At 58.4% G+C, this 23,231-nt stretch carries 18 protein-coding genes, 5 pseudogenes and 1 riboswitch; of the genes and pseudogenes, 10 read left to right on the forward strand and 13 right to left on the reverse strand.

The window, feature by feature from the left end:
- Positions 1-130 precede the first annotated feature (130 nt).
- The 4 genes from istA to mtnA all read left to right on the forward strand — a co-directional run bounded on the left by istA (position 131) and on the right by mtnA (position 4,939).
- Positions 131-1,651, forward strand: coding sequence for an IS21 family transposase (gene istA, locus SOPEG_RS06155; RefSeq protein WP_081742942.1), 1,521 nt, complete (start codon positions 131-133; stop codon positions 1,649-1,651).
- Positions 1,652-1,692: 41 nt separating this feature from the next.
- On the forward strand, positions 1,693-2,442 hold the full coding sequence (gene istB, locus SOPEG_RS06160) for an IS21-like element ISSoEn3 family helper ATPase IstB (protein ID WP_025244685.1): 750 nt from the start codon (positions 1,693-1,695) through the stop codon (positions 2,440-2,442).
- A gap of 173 nt (positions 2,443-2,615) precedes the next feature.
- Positions 2,616-3,824 carry an IS256-like element ISSoEn2 family transposase gene (locus SOPEG_RS06165; protein ID WP_025244030.1) on the forward strand — a complete coding sequence of 403 codons (1,209 nt, stop codon included), beginning with the start codon at positions 2,616-2,618 and terminating at the stop codon, positions 3,822-3,824.
- Between the two features lie 239 nt (positions 3,825-4,063).
- Positions 4,064-4,939: an S-methyl-5-thioribose-1-phosphate isomerase gene (gene mtnA / locus SOPEG_RS06175; protein ID WP_025244686.1), complete on the forward strand. Its 876-nt coding sequence runs from the start codon at positions 4,064-4,066 to the stop codon at positions 4,937-4,939.
- 173 nt (positions 4,940-5,112) lie between these two features.
- Here the strand turns inward: mtnA and SOPEG_RS06180 are convergent, their stop codons facing one another.
- From SOPEG_RS06180 to nudF, 8 genes and pseudogenes are all read right to left on the reverse strand, one after another.
- Positions 5,113-5,658, reverse strand: a complete 546-nt coding sequence (locus tag SOPEG_RS06180) for a 1,2-dihydroxy-3-keto-5-methylthiopentene dioxygenase (RefSeq protein WP_025244687.1) — start codon at positions 5,656-5,658, stop codon at positions 5,113-5,115.
- A pseudogene (gene mtnC, locus SOPEG_RS06185) lies at positions 5,658-6,344 on the reverse strand (acireductone synthase). The gene SOPEG_RS06180 and the pseudogene mtnC overlap by 1 nt, the downstream one beginning before the upstream one ends.
- A pseudogene (locus SOPEG_RS06190) lies at positions 6,341-6,955 on the reverse strand (methylthioribulose 1-phosphate dehydratase). Before SOPEG_RS06190 ends, mtnC begins: the two co-directional pseudogenes overlap by 4 nt.
- A 559-nt stretch (positions 6,956-7,514) precedes the next feature.
- Complete coding sequence (gene parE / locus SOPEG_RS06195) at positions 7,515-9,410, reverse strand: DNA topoisomerase IV subunit B (protein ID WP_025244688.1); 1,896 nt, start codon at positions 9,408-9,410, stop codon at positions 7,515-7,517.
- A 94-nt stretch (positions 9,411-9,504) separates the two neighbouring features.
- Complete coding sequence (yqiA, locus tag SOPEG_RS06200; RefSeq protein ID WP_025244689.1) at positions 9,505-10,086, reverse strand: esterase YqiA; 582 nt, start codon at positions 10,084-10,086, stop codon at positions 9,505-9,507.
- Positions 10,086-10,913 (reverse strand): 3',5'-cyclic-AMP phosphodiesterase, encoded by an 828-nt coding sequence (gene cpdA / locus SOPEG_RS06205; RefSeq protein WP_025244690.1) that lies wholly within the window; start codon positions 10,911-10,913, stop codon positions 10,086-10,088. The genes yqiA and cpdA overlap by 1 nt, the downstream gene beginning before the upstream one ends.
- Positions 10,914-10,940: 27 nt before the next feature.
- Positions 10,941-11,366 (reverse strand): DUF1249 family protein, encoded by a 426-nt coding sequence (locus tag SOPEG_RS06210; RefSeq protein ID WP_025244691.1) that lies wholly within the window; start codon positions 11,364-11,366, stop codon positions 10,941-10,943.
- Positions 11,366-11,998, reverse strand: coding sequence for an ADP-ribose diphosphatase (gene nudF / locus SOPEG_RS06215; protein WP_025244692.1), 633 nt, complete (start codon positions 11,996-11,998; stop codon positions 11,366-11,368). The genes SOPEG_RS06210 and nudF overlap by 1 nt, the downstream gene beginning before the upstream one ends.
- A 204-nt stretch (positions 11,999-12,202) precedes the next feature.
- Between nudF and tolC the strand changes: the two genes are divergently transcribed.
- The 3 genes from tolC (at position 12,203) to SOPEG_RS06230 (ending at position 15,560) form a co-directional block, all read left to right on the forward strand.
- Positions 12,203-13,651, forward strand: a complete 1,449-nt coding sequence (gene tolC, locus SOPEG_RS06220; RefSeq protein ID WP_025244693.1) for an outer membrane channel protein TolC — start codon at positions 12,203-12,205, stop codon at positions 13,649-13,651.
- 103 nt (positions 13,652-13,754) lie between these two features.
- Positions 13,755-14,390, forward strand: coding sequence for a DUF1190 family protein (locus tag SOPEG_RS06225; RefSeq protein ID WP_038468348.1), 636 nt, complete (start codon positions 13,755-13,757; stop codon positions 14,388-14,390).
- A gap of 6 nt (positions 14,391-14,396) precedes the next feature.
- Entirely contained in the window at positions 14,397-15,560 is a 1,164-nt protein-coding gene (locus SOPEG_RS06230) for a glutathionylspermidine synthase family protein (protein ID WP_025244695.1), read from the forward strand.
- Positions 15,561-15,594: 34 nt separating this feature from the next.
- On the opposite strand, the pseudogene ygiD reads toward SOPEG_RS06230, so the two are convergent.
- Positions 15,595-16,378: pseudogene (ygiD, locus tag SOPEG_RS06235) on the reverse strand (4,5-DOPA-extradiol-dioxygenase).
- Between the two features lie 180 nt (positions 16,379-16,558).
- Between ygiD and SOPEG_RS28690 the strand changes: the two are divergent.
- Positions 16,559-16,753: a Rossmann-fold NAD(P)-binding domain-containing protein gene (locus SOPEG_RS28690; protein WP_200867866.1), complete on the forward strand. Its 195-nt coding sequence runs from the start codon at positions 16,559-16,561 to the stop codon at positions 16,751-16,753.
- Between the two features lie 226 nt (positions 16,754-16,979).
- Positions 16,980-17,201: a hypothetical protein gene (locus SOPEG_RS28695; RefSeq protein ID WP_200867867.1), complete on the forward strand. Its 222-nt coding sequence runs from the start codon at positions 16,980-16,982 to the stop codon at positions 17,199-17,201.
- A gap of 20 nt (positions 17,202-17,221) precedes the next feature.
- Here SOPEG_RS28695 and ribB read toward each other — a convergent pair whose 3' ends face one another.
- Positions 17,222-17,875: a 3,4-dihydroxy-2-butanone-4-phosphate synthase gene (gene ribB / locus SOPEG_RS06245; RefSeq protein ID WP_025244696.1), complete on the reverse strand. Its 654-nt coding sequence runs from the start codon at positions 17,873-17,875 to the stop codon at positions 17,222-17,224.
- A 76-nt stretch (positions 17,876-17,951) separates the two neighbouring features.
- A riboswitch (FMN riboswitch) is annotated at positions 17,952-18,107 on the reverse strand.
- Positions 18,108-18,236: 129 nt separating this feature from the next.
- On the opposite strand from ribB, the pseudogene ubiK reads away from it, so the two are divergent.
- Positions 18,237-18,488: pseudogene (gene ubiK / locus SOPEG_RS27195) on the forward strand (ubiquinone biosynthesis accessory factor UbiK); the annotation flags it as partial.
- Positions 18,489-18,742: 254 nt separating this feature from the next.
- Here ubiK and hldE read toward each other — a convergent pair.
- The 3 genes and pseudogenes from hldE to SOPEG_RS30800 form a co-directional block, all read right to left on the reverse strand.
- On the reverse strand, positions 18,743-20,176 hold the full coding sequence (hldE, locus tag SOPEG_RS06255; protein WP_025244698.1) for a bifunctional D-glycero-beta-D-manno-heptose-7-phosphate kinase/D-glycero-beta-D-manno-heptose 1-phosphate adenylyltransferase HldE: 1,434 nt from the start codon (positions 20,174-20,176) through the stop codon (positions 18,743-18,745).
- Positions 20,177-20,371: 195 nt separating this feature from the next.
- Positions 20,372-22,967: pseudogene (gene glnE, locus SOPEG_RS06260) on the reverse strand (bifunctional [glutamate--ammonia ligase]-adenylyl-L-tyrosine phosphorylase/[glutamate--ammonia-ligase] adenylyltransferase).
- Positions 22,968-23,018: 51 nt separating this feature from the next.
- Complete coding sequence (locus SOPEG_RS30800) at positions 23,019-23,231, reverse strand: hypothetical protein (RefSeq protein ID WP_417903436.1); 213 nt, start codon at positions 23,229-23,231, stop codon at positions 23,019-23,021.

Below are 23,231 nucleotides of genomic sequence, written 5' to 3' on the forward strand. Positions count from 1 at the left end.
CACCCGATCACTAATTCTGATTTCATCCGATCACTGATTCCGGTCGCCCGATCAGCGATTCCGATTCTGTCCGATCGCTCATCTTCTGTTCCGCCATACTCTGGAGACTTTTAGCTTCCGGGGGCATGGCATGGCACGTAAAAAGAAGAAAGCGAGAACGGAAATGTGCATCTATATTAATGTCTTACGTATGAAATTCGAGCAGCGTCGCTCGAATCGCACTATCGCAGCAGCGCTCGGCATAGGCTGTACTACCGTGCACGATATCCTCGGCCGATTCACGGTAGCTAACCTGGTCTGGCCATTGCCGGCGGAACTGTCCTCCGTCGACCTCGACCGCCTGCTCTATCCCGGCAAATCCGGAAAAGTTATCAATACCTTACCCAGCTGGCTTGATATCGATACCGAGTTAAGCCGCAAGGGCATGACCAAGCAGCTGCTCTGGATGGAATATCAGTCCGCCGTGGGCGGTGATGCCCTCGGTTACTCACAGTTTTGTGCACTGTTCCGTGACTGGAAAAAGAAGCAGCGGCGTTCCATGCGCATGGAGCACAAGGCTGGCGAAAAGCTCTTCATCGACTTCTGTGGCCCCACCGTACCTATCGTCAACCCTGCGACCGGTAGCGTACGCCAGGTCGCTATCTTCGTCGCTGCCATGGGCGTGTCAGGTTATGCGTATATCGAAGCCTGCGAAGGCCAGGACATGGCATCGTGGCTCAACGCCAATAGCCGCTGCCTGCATTTCATGGGTGGAGTTCCGGAGCTGATGATACCTGATAATCTGCGCAGCGCTGTCAGCACCCCTGACCGCTATGAGCCGGTCATAAACCAGAGCTACCAGGCGCTGGCAAATCACTATGAGACAGTGGTGCTACCGGCGCGCCCGAGAAAACTGAAAGACAAGGCGAAGGCAGAATCAACTGTGCAGCTGGTAGAACGCTGGGTTTTGGCCCGGTTGCGTAAACGTAGGTTCTACTCGCTGGCCGAACTCAACCAGGTGATACGAGAACTCAATCATGAGTTGAATCTGCGCCCGATGCGTCATTATGGCGGACAAAGTCGCCTTGAACGCTTCGAGCAGCTGGACAAACCGGCTCTTGGGCCTCTACCGCCCACACAATGGGAATACAGTGAGTATTTCGTTGCCCGAGTGGGACCTGATTACCACATAGACTACGGCAAAAACTGGTACTCGGTGCCGCATCCGCTGGTTGGCGAGCGCGTTGACGTCATCGCCACCCAACGGCTGGTGCAAATCCACCATAAGGGCGTCTGCGTGGCTACGCACCCTCGCAGCGATAACGCCTATAGGCACACGACTCAGGCGGCGCACATGCCGGCTAACCATAAGGGGCAGAGTCAGTGGACGCCGAAAAGGCTGTGCAGTTGGGCGCTGTCGGTGGGTGTGTGCACACTGAAAGTGGTCGAGTCCATCCAAAAGAGCAAAGCCCATCCAGAGCAGGCTTACCGCTCCGTGCTGGGACTACTCAATCTGCAACGGCGCTATGAGACGACGCGACTGGAGAAGGCCTGCGCGCTGGCGTTGGAGAAAGGGTGCATTAACCGCTCTTTCATAGCCAACGTATTGAAACACGGTCGTGAAAGTGAGGTCACCCAGGACGGAGCCTGCGTATCAATGCTGATTCACTAAAACCTCCGAGGTCCGGACAGTTATCACTAAGGAGAATAAATATGGATACACTGTTAATGGCTCTGCGAGAGCTGAAGTTGTCGGCAATGGTCCAGGCGTTGGAGACGCAACGCGAACTCCCGGGGAGTTATGGGGAGCTGGGGTTCGAGGAGCGGTTGTCGCTGATGGTAGAATCGGAAAATTTGCATAGAAAAAACAACAACATATGCCGTCTGCGACGGCAATCGCAAATGCGCTTGCAGGAAAAACCGGAAGATATCCGTTATATCCCTAGCCGAGGAGTGACACCGGAACAGATGCGAGATCTGCTAGGGGGACAATATCTGAAATATCAGAAAAGCATACTCATCACGGGGCCGACAGGTACGGGCAAAACCTGGCTCAGTTGTGCGCTTGGTGAGCAGGTATGCCGGCAGCAATATAGCGTGCGTTACTGGCGAGTGGGTCGGTTGCTGGCCCATCTTCATCAGTGTCAGGTAGACGGGACCTATCTAAAACAGCTTAAGCAGTTAGAAAAAATAGAGTTACTGATCTTGGATGACGTGGGCCTAGAATCAATAAGTCCGATGCAGGCAACGATGCTGTTGGAGGTGATGGAAGATCGCTACGACAAAAGCAGCAGCATCCTGATCAGTCAACTGCCGGTGAAAAAATGGTATGGACTGATAGAAAACCCCACGACAGCTGACGCGTTACTCGATCGGTTAGTACACCCCAGCTATAGACTGGAACTTAAAGGCGAATCACTACGCAAAGAGCAAGGAGTAGCCAGCACAGGAAAAATAGACTAAACCCGAGTCAGAAGATGAGCGAACACGTGATCGAATATCACTGGAATGGGTGATCGGAAAATATCGGAATAACTGATCGGATGTCGCCGGAACAGCTGATCGAGCCTGTTTAGAAATTTGTGTATTTGCCTGATTTTGATATGTTCAATCCAACATCAAAAACAGGTTAATTTATGGACGAAAAACAGTTGCAGGCTCTGGCTAACGAACTGGCCAAAAATCTCAAAACCCCTGAAGATCTCAGTCACTTCGATCGGCTGCTGAAAAAAATCAGCGTCGAAGCAGCTCTCAATGCCGAAATGACCCATCACCTCGGCTACGATAAAAATCAGCCTAAACCGGGGACCAACGCCCGCAACGGCTATTCCACAAAAACCGTTACCACTGGCGATGGCCCGCTGGCGCTGCGTACTCCGCGCGATCGTGACGGTTCCTTTGAACCGCAACTGGTGAAGAAGAACCAGACCCGGATTACCGGGATGGATAACCAGATTTTATCGTTGTACGCCAAAGGGATGACCACCCGCGAGATCGCCGCCGCGTTCAAAGAGCTGTATGACGCCGATGTCTCGCCGGCGCTGGTCTCAAAGGTCACCGATGCGGTCATGGAGCAGGTTGTCGAATGGCAAAACCGGCCTCTGGATGCAGTCTATCCCATTGTTTATCTTGACTGTATCGTTCTAAAAGTCCGGCAGGACAGCCGCATCATCAACAAATCTGTGTTCCTGGCGCTGGGCATCAACATCGAAGGCCAGAAAGAGTTGCTAGGTATGTGGCTGGCCGAAAATGAAGGCGCAAAGTTCTGGCTGAACGTGCTGACAGAGCTGAAAAACCGCGGCCTGAACGATATCCTTATCGCCTGCGTAGACGGGCTGAAAGGTTTCCCTGACGCTATTAACGCGGTGTATCCGGAGGCGCGGCTCCAGCTGTGTATCGTACATATGGTGCGCAACAGCCTGCGGTTCGTCTCCTGGAAGGACTACAAGGCCGTCACCCGCGACCTGAAAGCTATCTATCAGGCCCCTACGGAAGAAGCCGGCTTGCAGGCGCTGGAAGCGTTCTCCAGTGCCTGGGACATCCGCTACCCGCAAATAAGTCGAAGCTGGCAGGCAAACTGGGCCAATCTGGCCACGTTCTTTGCCTACCCAACGGACATCCGCAAGGTGATCTACACGACCAACGCCATCGAGTCGTTAAACAGCGTGATCCGGCATGCCATCAAAAAGCGCAAGGTGTTCCCGACCGACGACGCAGTGAAAAAGGTGGTGTGGCTGGCGATACAGGCGGCCTCACAGAAATGGACAATGCCTTTGAGGGACTGGCGCATGGCAATGAGCCGCTTTATTATCGAGTTCGGTGACCGCCTGGACGGTCACTTCTGAGAAAAGGCATTTACACAGAATCGTGTACAGGGTCATTTTTTGTTAAAATAGCAAGTGTAAAACTGTTTAAACGGCCTTCAAACTTACTCAAACTACGACCAATCCAGTCCAGAATATAGTGCAAAAAAATCATTTTTTGCTCATTTTTTTGCGACGAGTCCAGAATCCTTAAAATCGCTGTAAGCCTCGCCAGTAAAGGGCTTCCGGCTTAATCCATCGTTCCCCTTGAGAGTCCAGAAATGATTGCCACCCCACAGGCCTTATTGGCGGAAGGCGGTCAGTCCCGGGCGCAGCTTGAGCGCGATTTGGCGGTGCTGCGCGCGGCGCGGCCGACCGCGGTAAATTTGATGAATAATCTCTCGCGCATGGCGCAGGCGTTGGCGCAGTCTGATTTCGTCACCGCGATGGGGCAGGAAGCGCTGCGATTGGTGGAGGAAGATCGGGCGCTGTGCGACGCCATTGCCCGGCACGGTGCCGCGCTGGTCAAACCGGGAAGCCGCCTGTTGACCCACTGTAATACCGGCGGGCTGGCAACGGCCGGCACCGGTACCGCTCTGGGCGTGATTGCTCTCGCTCATCGCCAGGGCAACATCGCGCAGGTATGGGTGGACGAAACCCGGCCGCTGCTACAGGGCGGCCGTCTCACCGCCTGGGAACTGGGAGAGCTGGGAGTACCTTACCGGCTGATATGCGATGCGATGGCCGCGGACCTGATGGCGCGCGGACAGGTGGACGCCGTTTGGGTCGGCGCGGACAGAATCGCCGCCAACGGTGATGTCGCCAATAAAATCGGTACCTATAGCCTGGCGGTGCTAGCCCGCTGGCACCGTGTGCCGTTCTACGTGACGGCGCCCCATACCACCTGTGACGCCAGTTGTCCCAGCGGCGATGCCATTCCCATTGAGCAGCGCGACGCTGCTGAAGTGACCGGCGTAACCGGCAGCTTTGGCCAATGCCGATGGGCGCTGGACGGCGCGGACGTTTACAACCCCGCCTTTGACGTCACCCCGGCAGCGCCGATTGACGGCTGGGTGCTGGATACCGGTATCGTTACACCGCAGCAGGTAGGAGAGGGCCTGTTCAGCCGGCCGTTGCGCTCAGAGGGAGCCGTCTGAGGCCGCCGAGGCTTTACCCGACGGCGAAACGACTGGCTTAGCGGCTAACGATAGCCGCACCGGTTGATGGGCTGACGATGGCTGCATTGATTGATGGGCCTACGCGTCGGCGACGATAGGCTTGCGGAACCAGCCTGGCATGCGGCCGGCCTGGGCTTAACGGCGCTGCCAGCTCAGCGCCTCAGGCGCGGATACGCGTCAGCGATAGCATCGCCGGTAAAGCGGGCAATCCAGCCCTCTGGATAATCAAACACTTGGATAGCGGTAAAATAAGGCGCCTCGCCCATATCAAACCAGTGCGGCGTGCCCGCCGGCACCGAAATCAAGTCATTCTTTTCGCACAATATCTGATAGATTTTTCCCTGCACGTGCAGGCAGAACAGACCGGCGCCTTCGACGAAAAACCGCACTTCATCCTCACCATGGGTATGCTCCGCCAGGAATTTCGCGCGCATGACCTCGCGCTGCGGATTATCCGGACGCATGCTGATGACATCCCAGCTTTGATAGCCCTTTTCTGCCACTAAACGATCGATGGCGTGTTGATAGGCGGCAATCACCCTCTCGGCGTCGGGATTTTGCCCCAGTTCGCCGTCGGCCTGCCAACGCTCGAAACGAACGCCGATAGCGTTCAGCTCACGTTGAATGGCGTCCCCCTCGCGGCTTTGCCAACGCGGCGCCGAAGCATCGGTATCGGAATAAACGGTCAATGCGCTCATTAAACAAACTCCTGGAGGGTTATCTCGTCAAAACGACGCGCCTGCGGATGGCTTCCGCTGGCGCAATGATCGTCGCGAATCAGCTGACAGGTGCGCCATCCGGCGTCACGGGCGGCATCAAGCTCCTGATAGATATCGGATAAAAATAAAATAGCCGCTGGCGGCAGCGCCAGTTCAGCGGCGATAGCTTGATAGGCGGCGCTCTACCGCTTAGCGCCGACGCGCGTATCAAAATAGTGGCTGAACAGCCAACGCAAGTCGCCCTTGACGCTGTGGCCAAATAGCAGCTGCTGTGCTTCCACCGATCCTGAGGAATAAACGCCGAGCGCTACCCCCTGCCGACGCCAGGCCGTCAGTTGCAGCACCACATCGTCGTAAACATGGCCGAAAAAGTCCCCCTGTCGGTAGCCGTCACGCCAGATAATACCCTGCAAAGTTTTTAGCGCGGGGGATTTACGATCCTCCGCCATAAAGCCGTACAGCACCGTCAGCAAATCATCGCCATCGGCATCGGGCCTGCCAATCTCGGTGCGCAGAGCCTGTAATGCCGGCGCGATCTCGCTATCGTTGGCACGCTGGTGCACCACCTCGGCCAGTCGTTGCCGGGCGTAGGGAAATAGCACCTCATGGACGAAACGGATATCGCTGGTGGTACCCTCGATATCGGTGATTACCGCCTGGATCATTTGGCCTCCAGCAAACGGCGACGCCACTCGCACTCAAACAGAAATTCGAGGCCTTCTAGATGGCGCCGGGCCTCGCGCACATCCCGCCCCCAGCAGGTCAAACCATGGCCGCGCATCAAAAAGCCATAGCGCAAAGGGGTAATTTCATCCCGCTGTGCGATGCGCTGACCCAGCGCCGGGATGTCCTGAGCATTATCGCAAACGGCAATCGCCACCTCATTTTGGTGATCCGATTGGCCCGCCAGCGCTTTTTGCATCTCGTAGCCGGACAGCCGCAGGGCGCTTCCCTGCTCCGCCCGCGATAGCACGGTGGCGCTGACCGAATGGGTGTGGAGCACGCAACCGACCTCGGGGAAACGCCGTTAGAGAAAAGCATGCAAGCCGGTTTCCGCGGAAGGCCGGCGCCCGGACTGCGTCTCGCCGGTATGGATATCCACCGTAATAAAATCGTCAGGACCGAGGTCGCCCTTGTCCAGCCCGGAGGCGGTGACAAAACAGCTGTGCGCGTCTCGCCGCTGCGACATGTTGCCGCCGGTAGCCGGGATCCAACCCCGCGCGCCTATCCAGCGGCAGGCGGCGACCAGTTCAGCCAAAGGTTTATTTTCCGCCATGAGCGTCCTTGTTGTGATCCGCCGAAATCAGTGCCGTCCAGGAATCTAGCCATCTGTATGTCTTGATAGCCAAATACTACCATCGACGCCTGGCGGCAGCAACCGACAGACCGAAGCATCCGCCATCCGCAGAGAGGCGGGGTCGAGAATTTGGCGTTAATGTCCTTCAAGGGTGAAACGCCGGCGATAGGCGCTGCAAGTCGGAAAGGTTTGAGGCAAAAATAGCGCTCGGCAGCCCGCGGTGCGTTACGCCAGCCATTATCGCCAGAACGCCAGCGTTAGTATGGACCCTGAAATAGGACGACGCCTCATGGCTATGCCGACAGGGAAGCATTCGGCATGCTATGCATAGACTGCAAAGCAGGTGTTTAACGCGCCGCGAGCAGGCTGCAAAGGCGATTTTGGCCAACCGCCGTGAAAAGCCCCCCTATACGCCTGGGAAGACGCACAGCGTAGTGACACGGGATCGACTACCCATCCCCGCGCCGCAATAAAACCTGCTGCCGCGGCCCGAAGCTTGCGGCATTCTGAGACGAACGCCGGAGATATCCCTCGAGGTTTACACCTCGATTTCCGCTTCGTCGCCCTTTTCCTGCAACCAGTTGCGGCGGTCTTCGGCGCGCTTTTTCGCCAGCAGCATATCCATCATCGCCAGCGTCTGCTGCACATCGTCCGCCCCTACCGTTAACTGCACCAGCCGGCGGGTATTGGGGTCGAGAGTGGTTTCGCGCAACTGCAACGGGTTCATTTCCCCCAGCCCTTTAAATCGCTGTACGTTGGGTTTGCCCTTTTTGCGTTTCAACTGCTCCAGCACGCCGGTCTTCTCTTCCTCATCCAGGGCGTAATAAACCTCTTTACCCAAATCGATGCGGTAGAGCGGCGGCATCGCCACGTAAACATGCCCCTCCTCCACCAGCTTGCGGAAATGCTGCATAAACAAGGCGCACAGCAGCGTGGCGATATGCAGGCCATCGGAGTCGGCATCCGCCAGGATACAAATTTTACCGTAGCGCAGCTGGCTGAGATCGTTGCTATCGGGATCGATACCCAACGCCACCGAAATATCATGGACTTCCTGCGATGCCAGCACCTCGTCGGAGGAAACCTCCCAAGTATTAAGGATCTTCCCCTTCAGCGGCATGATCGCCTGATATTCCCGATCGCGCGCCTGTTTGGCGGACCCGCCCGCCGAATCCCCTTCCACCAGGAACAATTCCGTACGCGCCAGATCCTGGGTAGTGCAATCGGCCAGCTTGCCCGGCAGCGCCGGCCCGCTGGTCAATTTTTTACGCACCACCTTCTTCGCCGCGCGCAAGCGACGCTGGGCACTGGCGATAGCCAGTTCCGCCAGTTGCTCCGCCACCTGGATATTCTGATTCAGCCACAGGATAAAGGCATCTTTCACCACGCCGGAAACGAAGGCGGCGCTTTGCCGCGACGACAGCCGCTCTTTGGTTTGGCCGGCAAACTGCGGATCCTGCATTTTCACCGACAGGACACAGGCGCAGCGCTCCCAAATATCGTCAGCCGACAGCTTGACGCCGCGCGGCAAAATATTGCGGTATTCGCAAAACTCGCGCATCGCGTCCAGCAGGCCCTGACGCAGTCCGTTAACGTGGGTCCCGCCCTGCGGTGTGGGGATCAGATTCACATAGCTCTCGGTCAGGAGTTCCCCCCCTTCCGGCAGCCACAAGAGCGCCCAATCCACCGTTTCGGTATCGCCGCTTACCGCGCCCACAAAGGGCGCTTCGGGCAGCGTGATAAGCCCATTTATCGCTTCGTTGAGATAATCTGTCAGGCCCGCCTGGTAGCACCAGCGCTGCTCGGTGTTATTGACCTGATCCTGGAAGACGATTTCCACGCCGGGACACAGCACCGCCTTCGCCTTCAGCAAATGGGTCAAACGGGATATTGAGAAGCGGGGGCTATCGAAGAAGCGCTCGTCCGGCCAGAAATGGACGCTGGTGCCGGTATTGCGCTTGGGACAGGTGCCGACCACGCTCAGATCTTCGACTTTATCGCCATTCTCGAACGCGATGCAGTAGACATTGCCGTTGCGGCGCACCGTCACCTCGACCCGGGTGGACAGGGCGTTGACCACCGAAATCCCCACCCCGTGCAGACCGCCGGAAAACTGATAGTTTTTATTGGAGAACTTGCCGCCGGCGTGCAGATGGCAGAGGATTAACTCCACCGCCGGCACGCCCTCTTCGGGATGGATATCCACCGGCATACCGCGGCCGTCGTCGGTGACCTCCAGCGACTGATCGGCATGCAAAATCACATCAATGCGCCGGGCGTGGCCGGCAAGCGCCTCGTCGACGCTGTTATCGATGACTTCCTGTCCAAGATGATTGGGCCGCGAGGTGTCGGTGTACATCCCCGGACGGCGGCGGACCGGTTCCAGTCCGCTCAGTACTTCTATCGCGTCAGCGTTATAGCTTGATTGAGTCATGGCTTGAATCATATTTCGTGACAAATTGTTGGAGAGCCTACCGCAAAGGTCGGCCTTCGGGAAGCAGATATTCTGTGCGGCGTCGATTGCGGTCTCACCCGATGGTAAGCCCCAAAAAATGCACGATGGAGGAGAAATAATGGTCAAAACCGACGAAAGCGTGGTTGCCGCCCGACTCGACGGTCTGGCGACAATGGGTGTAGTAGGCCACCGCCTGGCGATAATCGAGCATCTCGTCGCCGCTTTGCGCCAGCAACCAGATAAGATCCGGCGACTCTAACACTTCGACCTGCATCACCTTTAAATCATAGATATGCCGCGGCGCCAAAACATATTTCTCGCCGGTATAGGGGTTCAGGTTTTCCCCCAGATAGCCCGTGAGCAAATCAAACGGCCGCACCGCCGGATTGACCACCAACGCCGGCAGCAGAAACGATTGCGACAGCCAGGTGGCAAAATAACCGCCGAGGGACGAGCCCACCAGCCCCAGCGTTTCTCCGGCCCGCTCCATCACCAGCGTTTCCATCATTTCCGCCGCATCGGCGGGGTACACCGGCAACTGCGGCACCAGCAGCTCGATATCGGGATGGTGGCGCGCCAGCCAGGCGCCTAGGGCGGTGGCCTTGGCGGAAAAGGGAGAACTGTTGAAACCGTGGAGATACAAAAGCGTCGCCATCAGTAGCCTTCATAATCGGTGTCGGGCATATGTTCAATCCCGTCCAGCCGACGGACTTCGGTCTGCACCGCGCCGCCCGGCAGCAGGTCGAGATAGCGCCAGCCGGGCCCCAGGGTGTCGATGGTGAAGTTGGTACAGTGCGGTTTGAACTGCACGCAGGTGGAAGGCGTCGCCAGCACGCGCCGGCCCAGCCAATCAACGTCCAGTTCCTGATGAATGTGGCCGCACAGCAGGGTCTTCACCCGCTGATGGGGCTGTAGCACCTCCGCCAGCATGTGGGCGTTGCGCAGGCTGTGCTGATCAAGCCAGATACAGCCGGAAGGGAAAGGATGATGGTGCAGCAACAGCAGCGTATGACGCTCAGGCTGGCCGGCCAGCGCCTGCGCCAGCCACTCCAGTTGATAGTCGCTCAATTCACCGTGGGGCACGCCGTAGACCTGGCTGTCCAGCAGCAGCAACTGCCACTCGTCGCCGATTAACACCTGTTTGGCGCAGGAAATCCCGCACTCCGCCAGCACATCAACCATCGCCGGCTGAAAGTCATGATTGCCCGGCAGCCAGACGCAGGGCGCGGGCAGGCGCGCGATCCGGGTGGCGAAATGCCGATAGGCCTGGGGCGAGTGATCCTGCGCCAGGTCGCCCGTGGCGACCACTAAATCAAAATGCCGCTGTTCAGCCTGTACCGCCTTCAGCACCGCGCTGTAGCTGCACAAGGTATTCACCCCGAGCAACGTCTCATCCTCACCCGCAAACAGGTGAGTATCGGTGATTTGTAAAATCCTGATATTGGCCCCACGCGCCACAAGAAGTTTCAACAGACTTTCCAAAGATTGTCCTTGGTTATCGAAATCTGCCTAACAAACAGGAACCGCCATAGCACCATACGCCAAACAATAGCGTAACCAGTCCGCGAGGAACTGGTTGATTTGATGTTTCTCATCACGTTGATGTAACTTTTTACCCGGATAATCATAACGCGCTTTGAAGCGAGAGATCTGCTGACTGGAACACACTTCCGCAACCGTGGCGTCATGGTAGCGCCTGACGGTCATTAAAGGCAGGCTCCAGTAGCTGGCGACAGGCGCGGTCTGGGTGATTTCCACAAGCGTTGTGTAGCGGGTGGACTCCTGAATGGTCAGCCGGTAGCTGGCGCCATGCACCTGATAGGCGACGGTTTCACCCACCTGATTCATCGGCGGGAGCAACCGGCGCAGCTGGGCGAAGTTGGTTTCGCACAACCGCATCATTTCAGGGAAATCGGGCGTGTAGCGCTTTATCATTAATCGGCCCACTTTTTTCTCAAGGATTCATGGTGTAATGCCAGCCATTGCAGGGCAATGACAGAGGCGGCGTTATCGATAACTCCCTCCTCCACCCAGCGGTACGCCTGTTCGCGGCTCACCGCATGGAGACGGATATCTTCATTTTCCTCCACCAGTCCATGGATACCCTCGGCTTTCAGCGCGTCCACTTCCCCCACCATCACCGTCAGGCGTTCGCTGGTGCCGCCAGGACTGGCCAGATAGCTTAGCATCCGTTTACAGCGGCCCACCGCAAGTCCCGTCTCCTCAACCGCTTCGCGCCGGGCAACCTGCTCCAGCGTTTCTCCCGGCTCAATCATACCGGTCACCAGCTCCAGCAGCCAGGGGGTCGGGCTGCTGTCATAGGCGGCGATGCGGATTTGCTCCAATAATATCACCTGGTCACGCCGCGCATCATAGGGTAATAGGACGACCGCATGCCCGCGCTCGAAGATTTCCCGAGTCACCGTCTGGCTCATGCCGCCATTAAACAGCCGGTGGCGGAAGTGGTAAAGTTCCATCTTGAAAAAGCCGTTATATAACGTCTCACGGGAAAGCATTTCAACATCATCATGGTCAAATGTCACCGGCGTGACAAAAGAAGAGGTCATCATAGCGCTCCTATTGGCAAATAACGCCGCCGGCCAGCCAGCTAAATCAGTCTGCCGGAAACTGACGGTTTATGATGGATTTTGTAAATAGCGCCGGCATGGCACGTTAAGCCACCTATTCCGTCCGGCAGTGTCTGCTAGAATTAGCCACAATTTTTTTAGTAGCGCTACCCTAGCAATTTTGCTGTTTCAAAAGGAATGCAAATGAAGAAACTGCTCCCCCTCCTTATTGGACTGAGTCTTGGTGGCTTCAGTGCAATGAGTCAGGCAGAAAATCTGCTACAGGTGTATCAGCAGGCGAGACTGTCCAATCCGGATCTTCGCCGTTCCGCCGCCGATCGCGATGCAGCCTTTGAGAAAATCAATGAAAAGCGCGCCCCGCTGCTGCCTCAATTGGGATTGGGAGCAGATTATACGTACACCCAGGGTTTTCGCGGCAACCGTGATATCAACTCTAACGCGTCCAGCGCCGCGCTACAGTTGACTCAGACCATTTTCGACATATCCAAATGGCGTGCCCTGACCCTCCAGGAAAAAACGGCGGGTATTCAGGATGTCTCGTATCAAACCGACGAGCAATCGTTAATTCTTAATACCGCTACCGCTTATTTTAACGTATTGAGCGCCATTGATACACTGTCTTATACCGAAGCGCAGAAGCAGGCGCTTTATCGCCAGTTGGATCAAACCACCCAGCGCTTTAACGTCGGCCTGGTGGCCATTACGGATGTGCAGAATGCGCGCTCGAAATATGACACAGTTCTGGCTTCGGAAGTGAGCGCCCGTAACGATCTGGACAATGCGCTAGAAGCGCTGCGCCAGATAACCGGCATTGATTATCCGCAGTTGGCGACGCTGAATATCGCAAGCTTCAAGACCCAGCGTACCGATGCGATTACCAATCTGTTGAAAGAAGCGGAAAACCAGAACCTCAGCCTGTTATCGGCGCGCCTGTCGCAGGATCTGGCCCGTGAACAAATTCGCTACTACCAGACCGGTCATATGCCGACGCTTGATCTCAACGCCTCGTCGACCGTCAGCAATACCGACTACAATGGCTCGCGCAATAATTCCGTCACCAATCCCGATAAGCATATCGGCGAAAACGCTATCGGTCTGAATCTGAACGTGCCTCTGTATAGCGGCGGTTCCGTCACTTCCCAGGTAAAGCAGGCGCAGTACAATTTCGTCAGCGCCAGCGAGCAGCTTGAAAGCGCGCATCGCACCATGGTCAGAACCCTGCGCTCGTCGTTCAACAATATTTCCGCCTCCATTAGCAGCATCAATGCTTATGAACAGGCGGTAGTGTCGGCGCAAAGCTCCCTGGACGCCTCGGAAGCCGGCTACCAGGTGGGTACCCGCACTATCGTTGATGTGCTGGACGCCACTACCACGCTTTATGATCGCAAGCGGAATCTCTCACAGGCGCGCTACGATTATCTGATTAATCAATTAAACCTCAAATCCGCTCTCGGCACGCTGAACGAAGCGGATCTGGTGACGCTGAATAATACGCTCGGCAAAATAGTACCGACCGATCCGCAGACGGTAGCGCCGGAAAACGCCACGCAGGAAGCCCGGGCCGATGGCGCCGATATGTCGCGCAACGCCAATACCGCGCGAGCGATCACAGGGAAGTGTATAACTACGTAAAGATCCCGGATGTAGGCGGCCCATGCTTCATTTATCACCGTTTTTCCCCTATTCTACAGTGACTTCTCTGGGTCGCAGTGACTATTAATAAAGCAGGAACATAATGAAACGCACTAAACAGATTAATCACGCCAGCTTTCGCAAGCATTGGCGCGTTTACCGTATGGCGCCCATCGCGCTGGCCGTCGGTGCCGTTTTTGTACTGGCCGGCTGTGAAAAAAGCGACGAAAACGTTTCGCTGTACATGAACAGCGACGACTGTACGCGCGCCAAACCCTCACTGAGCGAACAGTGCACCACCGCTTATAACAGCGCGCAGCAGGAAGCGGTGAAAACCGCCCCCAAATACGCCTCCCGCGCCGACTGCGTGGCGGAGTTCGGCGAAGATCAATGCACCCAGGTCCCGGCGCAGGCCGGCATGGCGGCGGAATCCCAGCACAGCGGCGGCATGTGGATGCCGTTGATGGCGGGCTATATGATGGGCGGCGGTTATGCGCAGCAGCCGCTGTTCAGCTCGCGCGCCGCCAATAGTCCGGCGCGCGGCCAGTTTGTCGACGCCAGCGGCCGCAGCTACGGGGCGGCCACCAGCGGCCGGTTGATGACCGTGCCCAAGACCGCCCTGGCGCCTAAGCCGGCAACCACTCAGACCATTACCCGCGGCGGCTTCGGCGAGACCGTCGCCAAACAGAGCGCCATGCGCACCAGCAGCGGCACCACGCACCGCACCATGGGCGGCTAACGGGACATGAAACGAGTTACCCTCAGCGAAAGGCCGGACTGGCGCGAGAAAGCCACCGAGTACGGCTTTAATTTTCATACCCTATACGGCGAGCCTTACTGGTGCGAGGACGCTTACTATCAGTTCACCCTGGCGCAAATCGAAACGCTGGAGGACGCCACCGCCGAGATTCATCAGATGTGCTTGCAGGTGGTGGATAAAGTGGTGGCCAGCGACGAGCTCATGACCAAATTCCGGATCCCCCGGCATACCTGGTCGTTTGTACGCAACGCCTGGCAAACGCGTCAGCCGTCGCTCTATTCGCGCCTGGATCTGGTCTATGACGGCCAGCACCCGCCAAAACTGTTGGAAAACAATGCCGATACGCCCACCTCCCTGTACGAAGCGGCGTTCTTTCAATGGATTTGGCTGGAGGATCAATTAAACGCCGGGCAGTTGCCGGCCAACGCCGACCAGTATAATAGCCTTCAGGAGAAGCTTATCGGCCGCTTCGCCGAACTTCAGTCGCAGCACGGTTTCAGCCTGCTGCACCTGGCCTGCTGCCAGGATACCGAAGAAGATCGCGGCACGGTACAGTATCTCCAGGATTGCGCCACGGAAGCCGGGTTGCCCAATACGTTTCTTTATATTGAAGAGCTGGGGCTGGGGGAGAAAGGGCAATTTACCGATATGCAGGATCAGGTCATCAGCAACTTGTTCAAGCTCTATCCGTGGGAGTTCATGCTGCGCGAAATGTTCTCTACCAAGCTGGAAGACGCCTGCGTGCGCTGGCTCGAACCCGCCTGGAAATGCATTTTGTCCAACAAGGCGCTGCTGCCGATGCTTTGGCAGATGTTTCCCGACCATCCCAATTTGCTGCCGGCCTATTTTTTTGCCGAAGACGATTTCCCGCCGATGGACAACTATGTCGTGAAACCGCTGTTCTCGCGGGAAGGCGCTAACGTGCGGGTCTTCGAGCAAGGGCGGGAGACCGCGCGGGTGGAGGGCCCCTACGGCGAAGAGGGGTCGATTGTCCAGGCCTTTTGCCCGCTGCCCCGCTTCGGCGACAGCTATACGGTGATCGGCAGCTGGCTGGTTAACGATCAACCTTGCGGCATCGGTCTGCGCGAAGACAGGCAGATCATTACCCAGGATCTCTCCCGCTTTTATCCTCACATTATCGTTGATTGATCCTGCGGTGGCGCAGTGATGCCGCGCCGCCGCCTTAGCCCACCTGCACCGACAGCATACTGATGGACCCCAGCGTGATACCGTCCACGGGTACAGTGACCGGCTCATCGCCGATCCGGCTGCCCAGCACATACAGCAAAGGCAAAAAGTGCTCCGGCGACGGGTTGGACAGCGCAGCATCCTGATGCTGCCGATACTCTATCAGCGGATGCGGTTCCTCTTGCGCACTGAGGTTTCCGCGCACAAACTGATCGAACGACAGTGCCCATGGGTAAGGTTCAGCCTCGTCCTGCCAGCGTACCGTGCGCAGGTTATGTACTACAATTGCCGCTGTCCACCAGCATCACGCCTTCATCGCGCAGCGCGGCCAGTTTTCTCCCGAGGGCGAAATGGTAAGCGGCATCGCGCGTCGCGTCGATGCTGAGTTGCACCACCGGAATATCCGCCTCGGGATACATTTTAATGAGTACGCCCCAGATGCCGTGGTCCAACCCCCATTCGCCGGTATCGGCATGCACCGCCACCGGCGCCAGCAGAGACTGTACTTGTTGCGCCAGCGCAGGCGATCCCGGCGCCGGGTAACGCTTATCGAATAGCGCCTGCGGAAACCCGCCGAAATCGTGTAGGGTGCGCGGCTGCGCCATGGCGGTGACGGCGGTGCCCTGCGTATACCAATGGGCCGAAATGGCCACGATGGCCTTCGGCCGCGGCAGTGTCTGACCCAGCTGTTGCCAGGTATGAGTATAGCGGTTGTCTTCCAGCACGTTCATCGGACTGCCGTGACCGAGGAAAAGGGCGGGCATGCGTGGGCTACTCATCGGGTATCCTTATTCGTTGTGCGTCGCTTACGGCGGCTGATGACATCACATTAGCGCTTTTCGCCGCGCAAAGAATCGAGATAACGATGATGAAGATAATCAGGAAAATTGAATAACCGAGGCCAACAAATGAAAACAGCATTGCTATTTGGCGCCAGCGGATTAGTGGGCGGTAATCTTTTGTCCATCTTGTTAGGTCATCGCGTCTACGGGCAGGTCATCACGGTAGTTAGGCGAGAGCTGCCGCTGCGCCATCCGCAGCTGACACAACTCATCGGCGATATCGACACGCTGCCCGCCCAGGCGGACGCGCTGGCGGCGGAGGATGTGTTTATCGCCCTCGGGACTACCCGCAAAAATAGCCCCGATCGGTGAGACTATTACCGCATCGATCATGATTATCCCCTGCTGGCGGCGCGGCTGGCTCTCGAACAGGGCGCGCGTTCGCTATCGCTGGTGTCAGCGGTGGGCGCGAGCGTCGGCTCTTACGCGTCGTATCTGCGTATTAAAGGGGAAACGGAACGGGATATTATTGCCCTACACCCTACACCCTACACCCTACACCCTACACCCTACACGGACGCATCTTTTTCGGCCCGGCATGATCCTGGGCGAGCGGCAAGAGCGCCGCCCGCTGGAGAGAGGGCTCAACCGCGTATGGCCGCGGCTGGATCCGGTACTGCGGGGACGGGCGAAAAAATACCGCGCCATAACGGCGGCGGATATCGCGGCGGCGATGGTTGCCGCCGTGCAGCTCTCCACAGATGAAGTGATGATTTACACCTGGCAGGAAATGCGGAGCTTAGCGCTGGCGACCCACTGACGCACCCCCAGCCAGGACGGTCAGCTTACTTCGCGCGCCAGAGCGCGACGATAGGTCACCAGATCTTCAATGGTGAGCACCGGCATGTCGTGGCGCCGGGCAAAGGCCACAATTTCCGGCGCATGCGCCATAGTGCCATCGTCATTGGTCACTTCGCACAGCACGCCCGCCGGCTTCAGGCCGGCGAGGGTGGTTAAATCCACGGCCGCTTCGGTATGCCCCCCGCGCACCAGTACGCCGCCCGGCTGCGCGCGCAGCGGGAACACATGCCCAGGACGGTTAAGATCGGTGGGTTTGGCGTTATCTTTGATGGCGGCCCGAATTGTCGTCAGGCGATCGGCGGCGGATACCCCGGTGCTGACCCCTTCAGCGGCTTCGATAGTGACGGTAAACGCTGTCTGATAATGACTGCTGTTACGTTCAACCATCATCGGCAGCGCCAATTGCTGTCGGCGCTCTTCAGTCAGGCACAGGCACACGATACCACTGCCGTGGCGAATGGCTAGCGCCATCTGCTCAACGGTCATGTTTTCCGCGGCGAATATCATATCGCCTTCATTTTCACGATCTTCATCGTCCAGTACCAGTACTCCGCGGCCGTTGCGCAGCGCCTTCAGCACGTTTTCCACGCGTTGGAGCGGAGAACCGAATTCGGAAAGAAGCGTCTGATTCATGGTAAATAAAACCTCATAATTGATATGGATTACCAGAATCAGGGCAGACTTAGGAGCGGCCGCGAACGGGCCAAAAAATAACTCCCATCCGGACTATCACCGTCGGCCCCGGAATTACACCGGATCTGCTGACCTCAGATTGCACGCAACCTGAGCGCTCGCGGGCTTCCTGTGCAATAATTTAGCCAGGTTTACCGCCGGTGGGGAATTGCACCCCGCCCTGGGAATAAGCAGAAATACTATAGCGCCAACCCGCTGCCGAGGCAATTAGCAAACGCATAATTTCAATGAATGCTTTTGTTTCCACTCAGGGGGAACTGGCATTACACTTAATGCATTCTGACCAGTTAGGGAGCCGACGATGATTGATCCAAAGAAACTTGAACAGCTTGCCCGCCAGGTGCAGGAATCGCTGCCGAAAGGCATTCGCGATTTGGGCGACGATGTGGAAAAAAAGATCCGTCAGGTGCTGCAAAACCAGTTCAGCCGAATGGACTTGGTCAGCCGCGAGGAATTTGACGTGCAGACCCAGGTGCTGTTGCGCACCCGAGAGAAACTGAGTCAATTGGAACTGCACCTTAACGCGCTGGAAACCATGCCGAAAAGCGATCCGCTGGTCAGCCCGGCGGCGCCTGCCGGAGCCGCGGCGGGAGCGAAACCAGCGAGCGTGAGCGGCGTGGACGACACCACCAGCGTTTCCCCCGCTGAACAGGCGGTGCCGGAGGGCGGCAGCGCGGCCGACAAGCCGGCCAAAGACACCTTCAAGAAGCTATAACGGCCCTAGCCCCTTGCGGCGTCAGCGGCAACGATGCCCCGCTGACGTGCCGCTCGCCTCGACCAGGACGGCCCCCCCCCCCGGCGCGCGCCTTATCCTCGCTCGCCGCGTTTAATGGCGTTGATGATATTGGTGGTGGAACAGCCGTCTTCAAAATTCAGCACCAGCACGTCGCCCCCGTTGTCCCAGACCTCCTTGCTGCTGGCGATCTGATGCGGCTGATAGTCGCCGCCCTTGACCAGCACATCCGGCAGTACGTCGGCAATTAACCGCTGCGGCGTGTCCTCACTAAAAGGCACCACCCAGTCCACCGCTTCGAGCGCCGCCAGGACGGTCATGCGCTGCGCCAGAGGATTTACCGGGCGGCTTTCCCCTTTGAGACGCTTGGTGGAATCATCGCTGTTTACCGCCACGACAAGCCGGTCGCCCAACCTGCGGGCGTTGGCGAGATAGCTGACGTGGCCCGCATGCAAGATGTCGAAGATACCGTTGGTCATCACCACCTTTTCGCCGCGCTGGCGCGCCAGCGCCACGGCCTGCTTCAGTTCGCTTTCGGTCATGACGCCAAAGCCCGTTTTGGCGCGGCCGCGGATGGCGTTTTCCAACTCGATGGGGCTGACGGTCGACGTACCCAATTTCCCGACCACCACGCCCGCCGCGGCATTGGCCAGAAAACAGGACTCCTCCAGGCTATTGCCAGCGACCAGCGCGGCGGCCAGCACGCCAATGACCGTATCCCCGGCGCCGGTCATATCGTAGACCTCCTGCGCCTGGGTCGGTAAATTCAACGGATCTTTACCCGGCTGCAGTAGGGTCATCCCCTGCTCCGACCGGGTAATCAGCAGCGCCGAAAGCTGATAGTCGGCGATGATTTTCATGCCGCGGCTCACCAGCGTTTCCTCATCTTTGCAAGCCCCTGCCACCGCCTCGAACTCGGACAGGTTTGGCGTCAGCAGCGTCGCCCCTTGATAGCGGCTGAAGTCGGTACCTTTCGGGTCGACAAGCACCGGCACGCCGGCGGCCCGCGCCAGCGTAATCATCTCGCGCACGCGCGCCAGCGCGCCTTTTGCATAGTCGGACAGCACCAGCGCGCCGGTTTTCGGCAACGCGAGCTGGATACACTCTAACATGGGAGCGGCGTCGACATCGTCGAAGCCCTGCTCGAAATCCAGGCGGATAAGCTGTTGATTACGTGATAACACCCGCAGCTTGGTTATCGTGGGATGGGTAGCAACGGCAACAAAATCGCAGATCACCGCCACTTCGCTAAGCCGCGCGCCCAGGGCGCGGGCGGCGTCGTCAATGCCGGTCAGGCCGACCAGGCGCGAATGACAGCCCAGCGCGGCGATATTCATCGCGACGTTGGCGGCCCCGCCGGGACGCTCCTCAATAGCGTCCACTTTTACGATAGGCACCGGCGCTTCCGGTGAAATCCGGCTGGTAGGACCGTACCAGTATCGGTCCAACATCACATCGCCCACGACCAGCACGCTCGCCCGGCGGAAATCAGGCAAGGTCACTTTCATCCACTCGCTCCAAAGAGATCCTGTTCAAGGGGCGCAATAATATCACAGGCGGGAGAAATTCGCCCCCTGCGGCGCCTGGCGCTGGCCCGCCCGCGCCAGCGCCGCGTAGTCGAACCCTTGCTGCGTACCAATGCCGAGTGCAGCGCGCACCCGCGAACACATGGCGCTTCGCGATTGCGGCAGCCACGGCGCCCCTCAGTCCAGCCATTGGCGCCAGCAGCGGCCGATCAAGGCGCGCTCGCGGGCGAACTGCGCTACCGGTACCCGACCGGGCAGCGCCAGATGATGAAGGGTATCGTGCAGCGTGGTGTAACTGGCGCGCAGCCCATCAGCATCGTCGCCGTCAATAATCCCATGTTGGGCCATCAGCTCGAAGATACGCACATTATCCGACCAGCGCGTCAGTTCGGGCTTTTCGGCGGCGTGGCGCAACACCAGATACTGCGCCAAAAACTCGATATCGATAATACCGCCCTCGTCCGTTTTGATATCGAAAACGTCAGATTGCTTACTGGCCAAATGTTGCCGCATCTTGGCGCGCATTTCACTGACCTCGCGGCGCAGCGTAGCGGGATCGCGCCCGCGGCACAGCACGCGGCGGCGAATAGCGTTAAACCCCTCTTGCAGAGCCGAGGTACCATAAACCATCCACGCGCGCACCAGCGCCTGATGCTCCCAGGTCCAGGCTTCATTGAGCTGATAATCCTCGAACGCCGCAAGCGTACTGACCAGCATACCGGCGGAGCCGGAAGGGCGCAGCCTGGCGTCCACTTCATACAGTACCCCCGCCGGGGTCCGGGTACTGAATAAATGCATCACCCGCTGCGCCAGCCGCAGATAAAATTGCCGGCCATTGATGACGCGTGGCCCGTCAGTGATGGCGTCATCCGGGCACTGATGTAAAAACAGCAGGTCCAGATCGGAGCTATAGCCCAGCTCCCAGCCACCGAGTTTCCCATATCCGATAACCGCAAATCCGGCGTCCTGGCCGGCGGCAAAATGCGAAGGACGCCCGTGACGCGCCACCATTGACTTCCACGCCTGCTGGATAACGGCGTGGATCATGGCTTCCGCCAGATACGTCAAGTGATCGCTGACCTGCATCACCGGTAGCACGCCGGCAATATCGGCGGCGGCAATGCGCAACTGCTGCGCCTGCTTGAATTGGCGCAGCGCCTCCAGCTGCTGCTCCTCGTCCTCTTCAGGCACCCGCAACAGGTATTGGCGTAGCTCGTCGCCATAGGCCGACGGCGCCGGCGGGTGGTAGAGGGTGGCAGAATCGAGTAATTCATCCAGCAGCAGCGGATGTCGCGCCAGCTGGCTGGCGATCATCGGCGACGCGGCGCACAGGCGAATCAAGTGCCCCAGCGCGCCGGGGTACTCCAGCAGCAGCTCCAGGTACGTGGTGCGGGAGACGATACTGAGCAGCACAGGCGCCAAGCGTTCAAACGCCACGTCCGCCGTGTCGCCATCGCCGATATGCGTCAGCAATCGCGGCATCAGCGCGTCCAGCAATTCCCGCCCGCGCGGGCCGAGCGTGCGTTTCGCCACATCGCGACGGAAATCGGCGACATGCTGCGCCAGGCGGGGCCAGGGAACCCCTGCGACGTCGGCCTCCGACGCTTGCGACATCGGCTCCTGCCACAACGCGGCCGCGGCGCCGGGCGTATCATTATCTTCGGCGTCGGGCGCATCATCGCCTATGAGCTCATCAAACACCGCCCTCACCGCCTGCATATGGGCGGCCAGCGTCCGGGTGAGCTGCGGCCAGTCCGACTCGTCCATACCCCAGGCCAGACGCGCCTGATTAAGCGCGTTGACGGGCAGCGTTTGGGTCTGCTGGTCGTTGATGCCCTGCAACAGATTTTCCAGCCGCCGCAGGTAAAGATAAGCTTCGCCCAGGCGCGCGCTTTGCGCCGGCGCGAGCAGACCCAGTTCGCCTATTGCCGCAAGCGTCGGCAACAGCGCGCGCCTGGAGGCGCGGTTCGCGGCCGCCGCGGATCAATTGAAACACCTGGGCGATAAACTCTATTTCACGGATACCGCCGGCGCCCAGTTTGATATTGTCCTTCAACCCGCGCCGCCGCACCTCACGGGCGATCATCTGTTTCATATTACGCAGCGACTGGATAACGCTGAAGTCAATGTAGCGGCGGAAGATAAAAGGACGCAGCATACTGCGCAGTTCCTGGCTGTAGCGATCGTCGTCGCCGCCCATCAGCCGCGCCTTAATCATCGCATAGCGTTCCCAGTCCCGGCCCTGTTCTTGATAATAATCTTCCAGCGCGGCAAAGCTCAGTACCAGCGGCCCGCTGTCGCCGAACGGCCGCAATCGCATATCCACCCGATAAACAAAACCGTCGACGGTAGGCTGGTCGAGCGCCTTAATCACCCGTTGACCGAGCCGGGTGAAAAACTGGGCGTTATCCAGCCCGCGGCGGCCGCCGCGGGTGAAACCGTTTTCTGGGTAAGCGAATATCAGATCGATATCGGAGGAGAAATTCAGCTCACCGCCGCCCAGTTTGCCCATGCCCAAAATCAGCAGCGGCTGAGGGGTACCGTCGGCGCCGTAGGGCGTGCCCCATTCGCGACAACACGCCTGCCACAGCCAGTCGCGCGCGGCGATAATCAGGGTTTCCGCCAGCTGGCTGAGCTGGGTCAGCGTTTCGCCGGTGTCACACAGGCCGAGGATCTGCGCCCAGCCGATACGTACCAGCGTACGGCGCCGGAACAGTCGCCGCTCGCGCATTAGCGCGGTCTCATCATCCACCGCCGCCAGGCGAGAGGCCAACAGTCCGGCATAATCCCGCCACTCGCCCGGTCGAGGCGGCTGCGCCGCCAGCTACTGCAGCCATGCCGGATGACTTATCAGCGCGTCGCTGATGAAATCGCTCATGGCCAGCGCAGAGATGGCTACGTCGTCCGCCGGCGCCGGCAATGCGGCCGCCGTCTGCTGCCCTTGCTGTTGCAGGATCGGCGGTAGAGGTCGCGTCATCATCAAAGAAACTCCTTGCAGACAAACAGGGCTTAACGGCGGCCCGGTGGCCGCTAACAC

It is taken from the genome of Candidatus Sodalis pierantonius str. SOPE, assembly GCF_000517405.1.
Lineage (GTDB): Bacteria > Pseudomonadota > Gammaproteobacteria > Enterobacterales > Enterobacteriaceae > Sodalis_C > Sodalis_C pierantonii.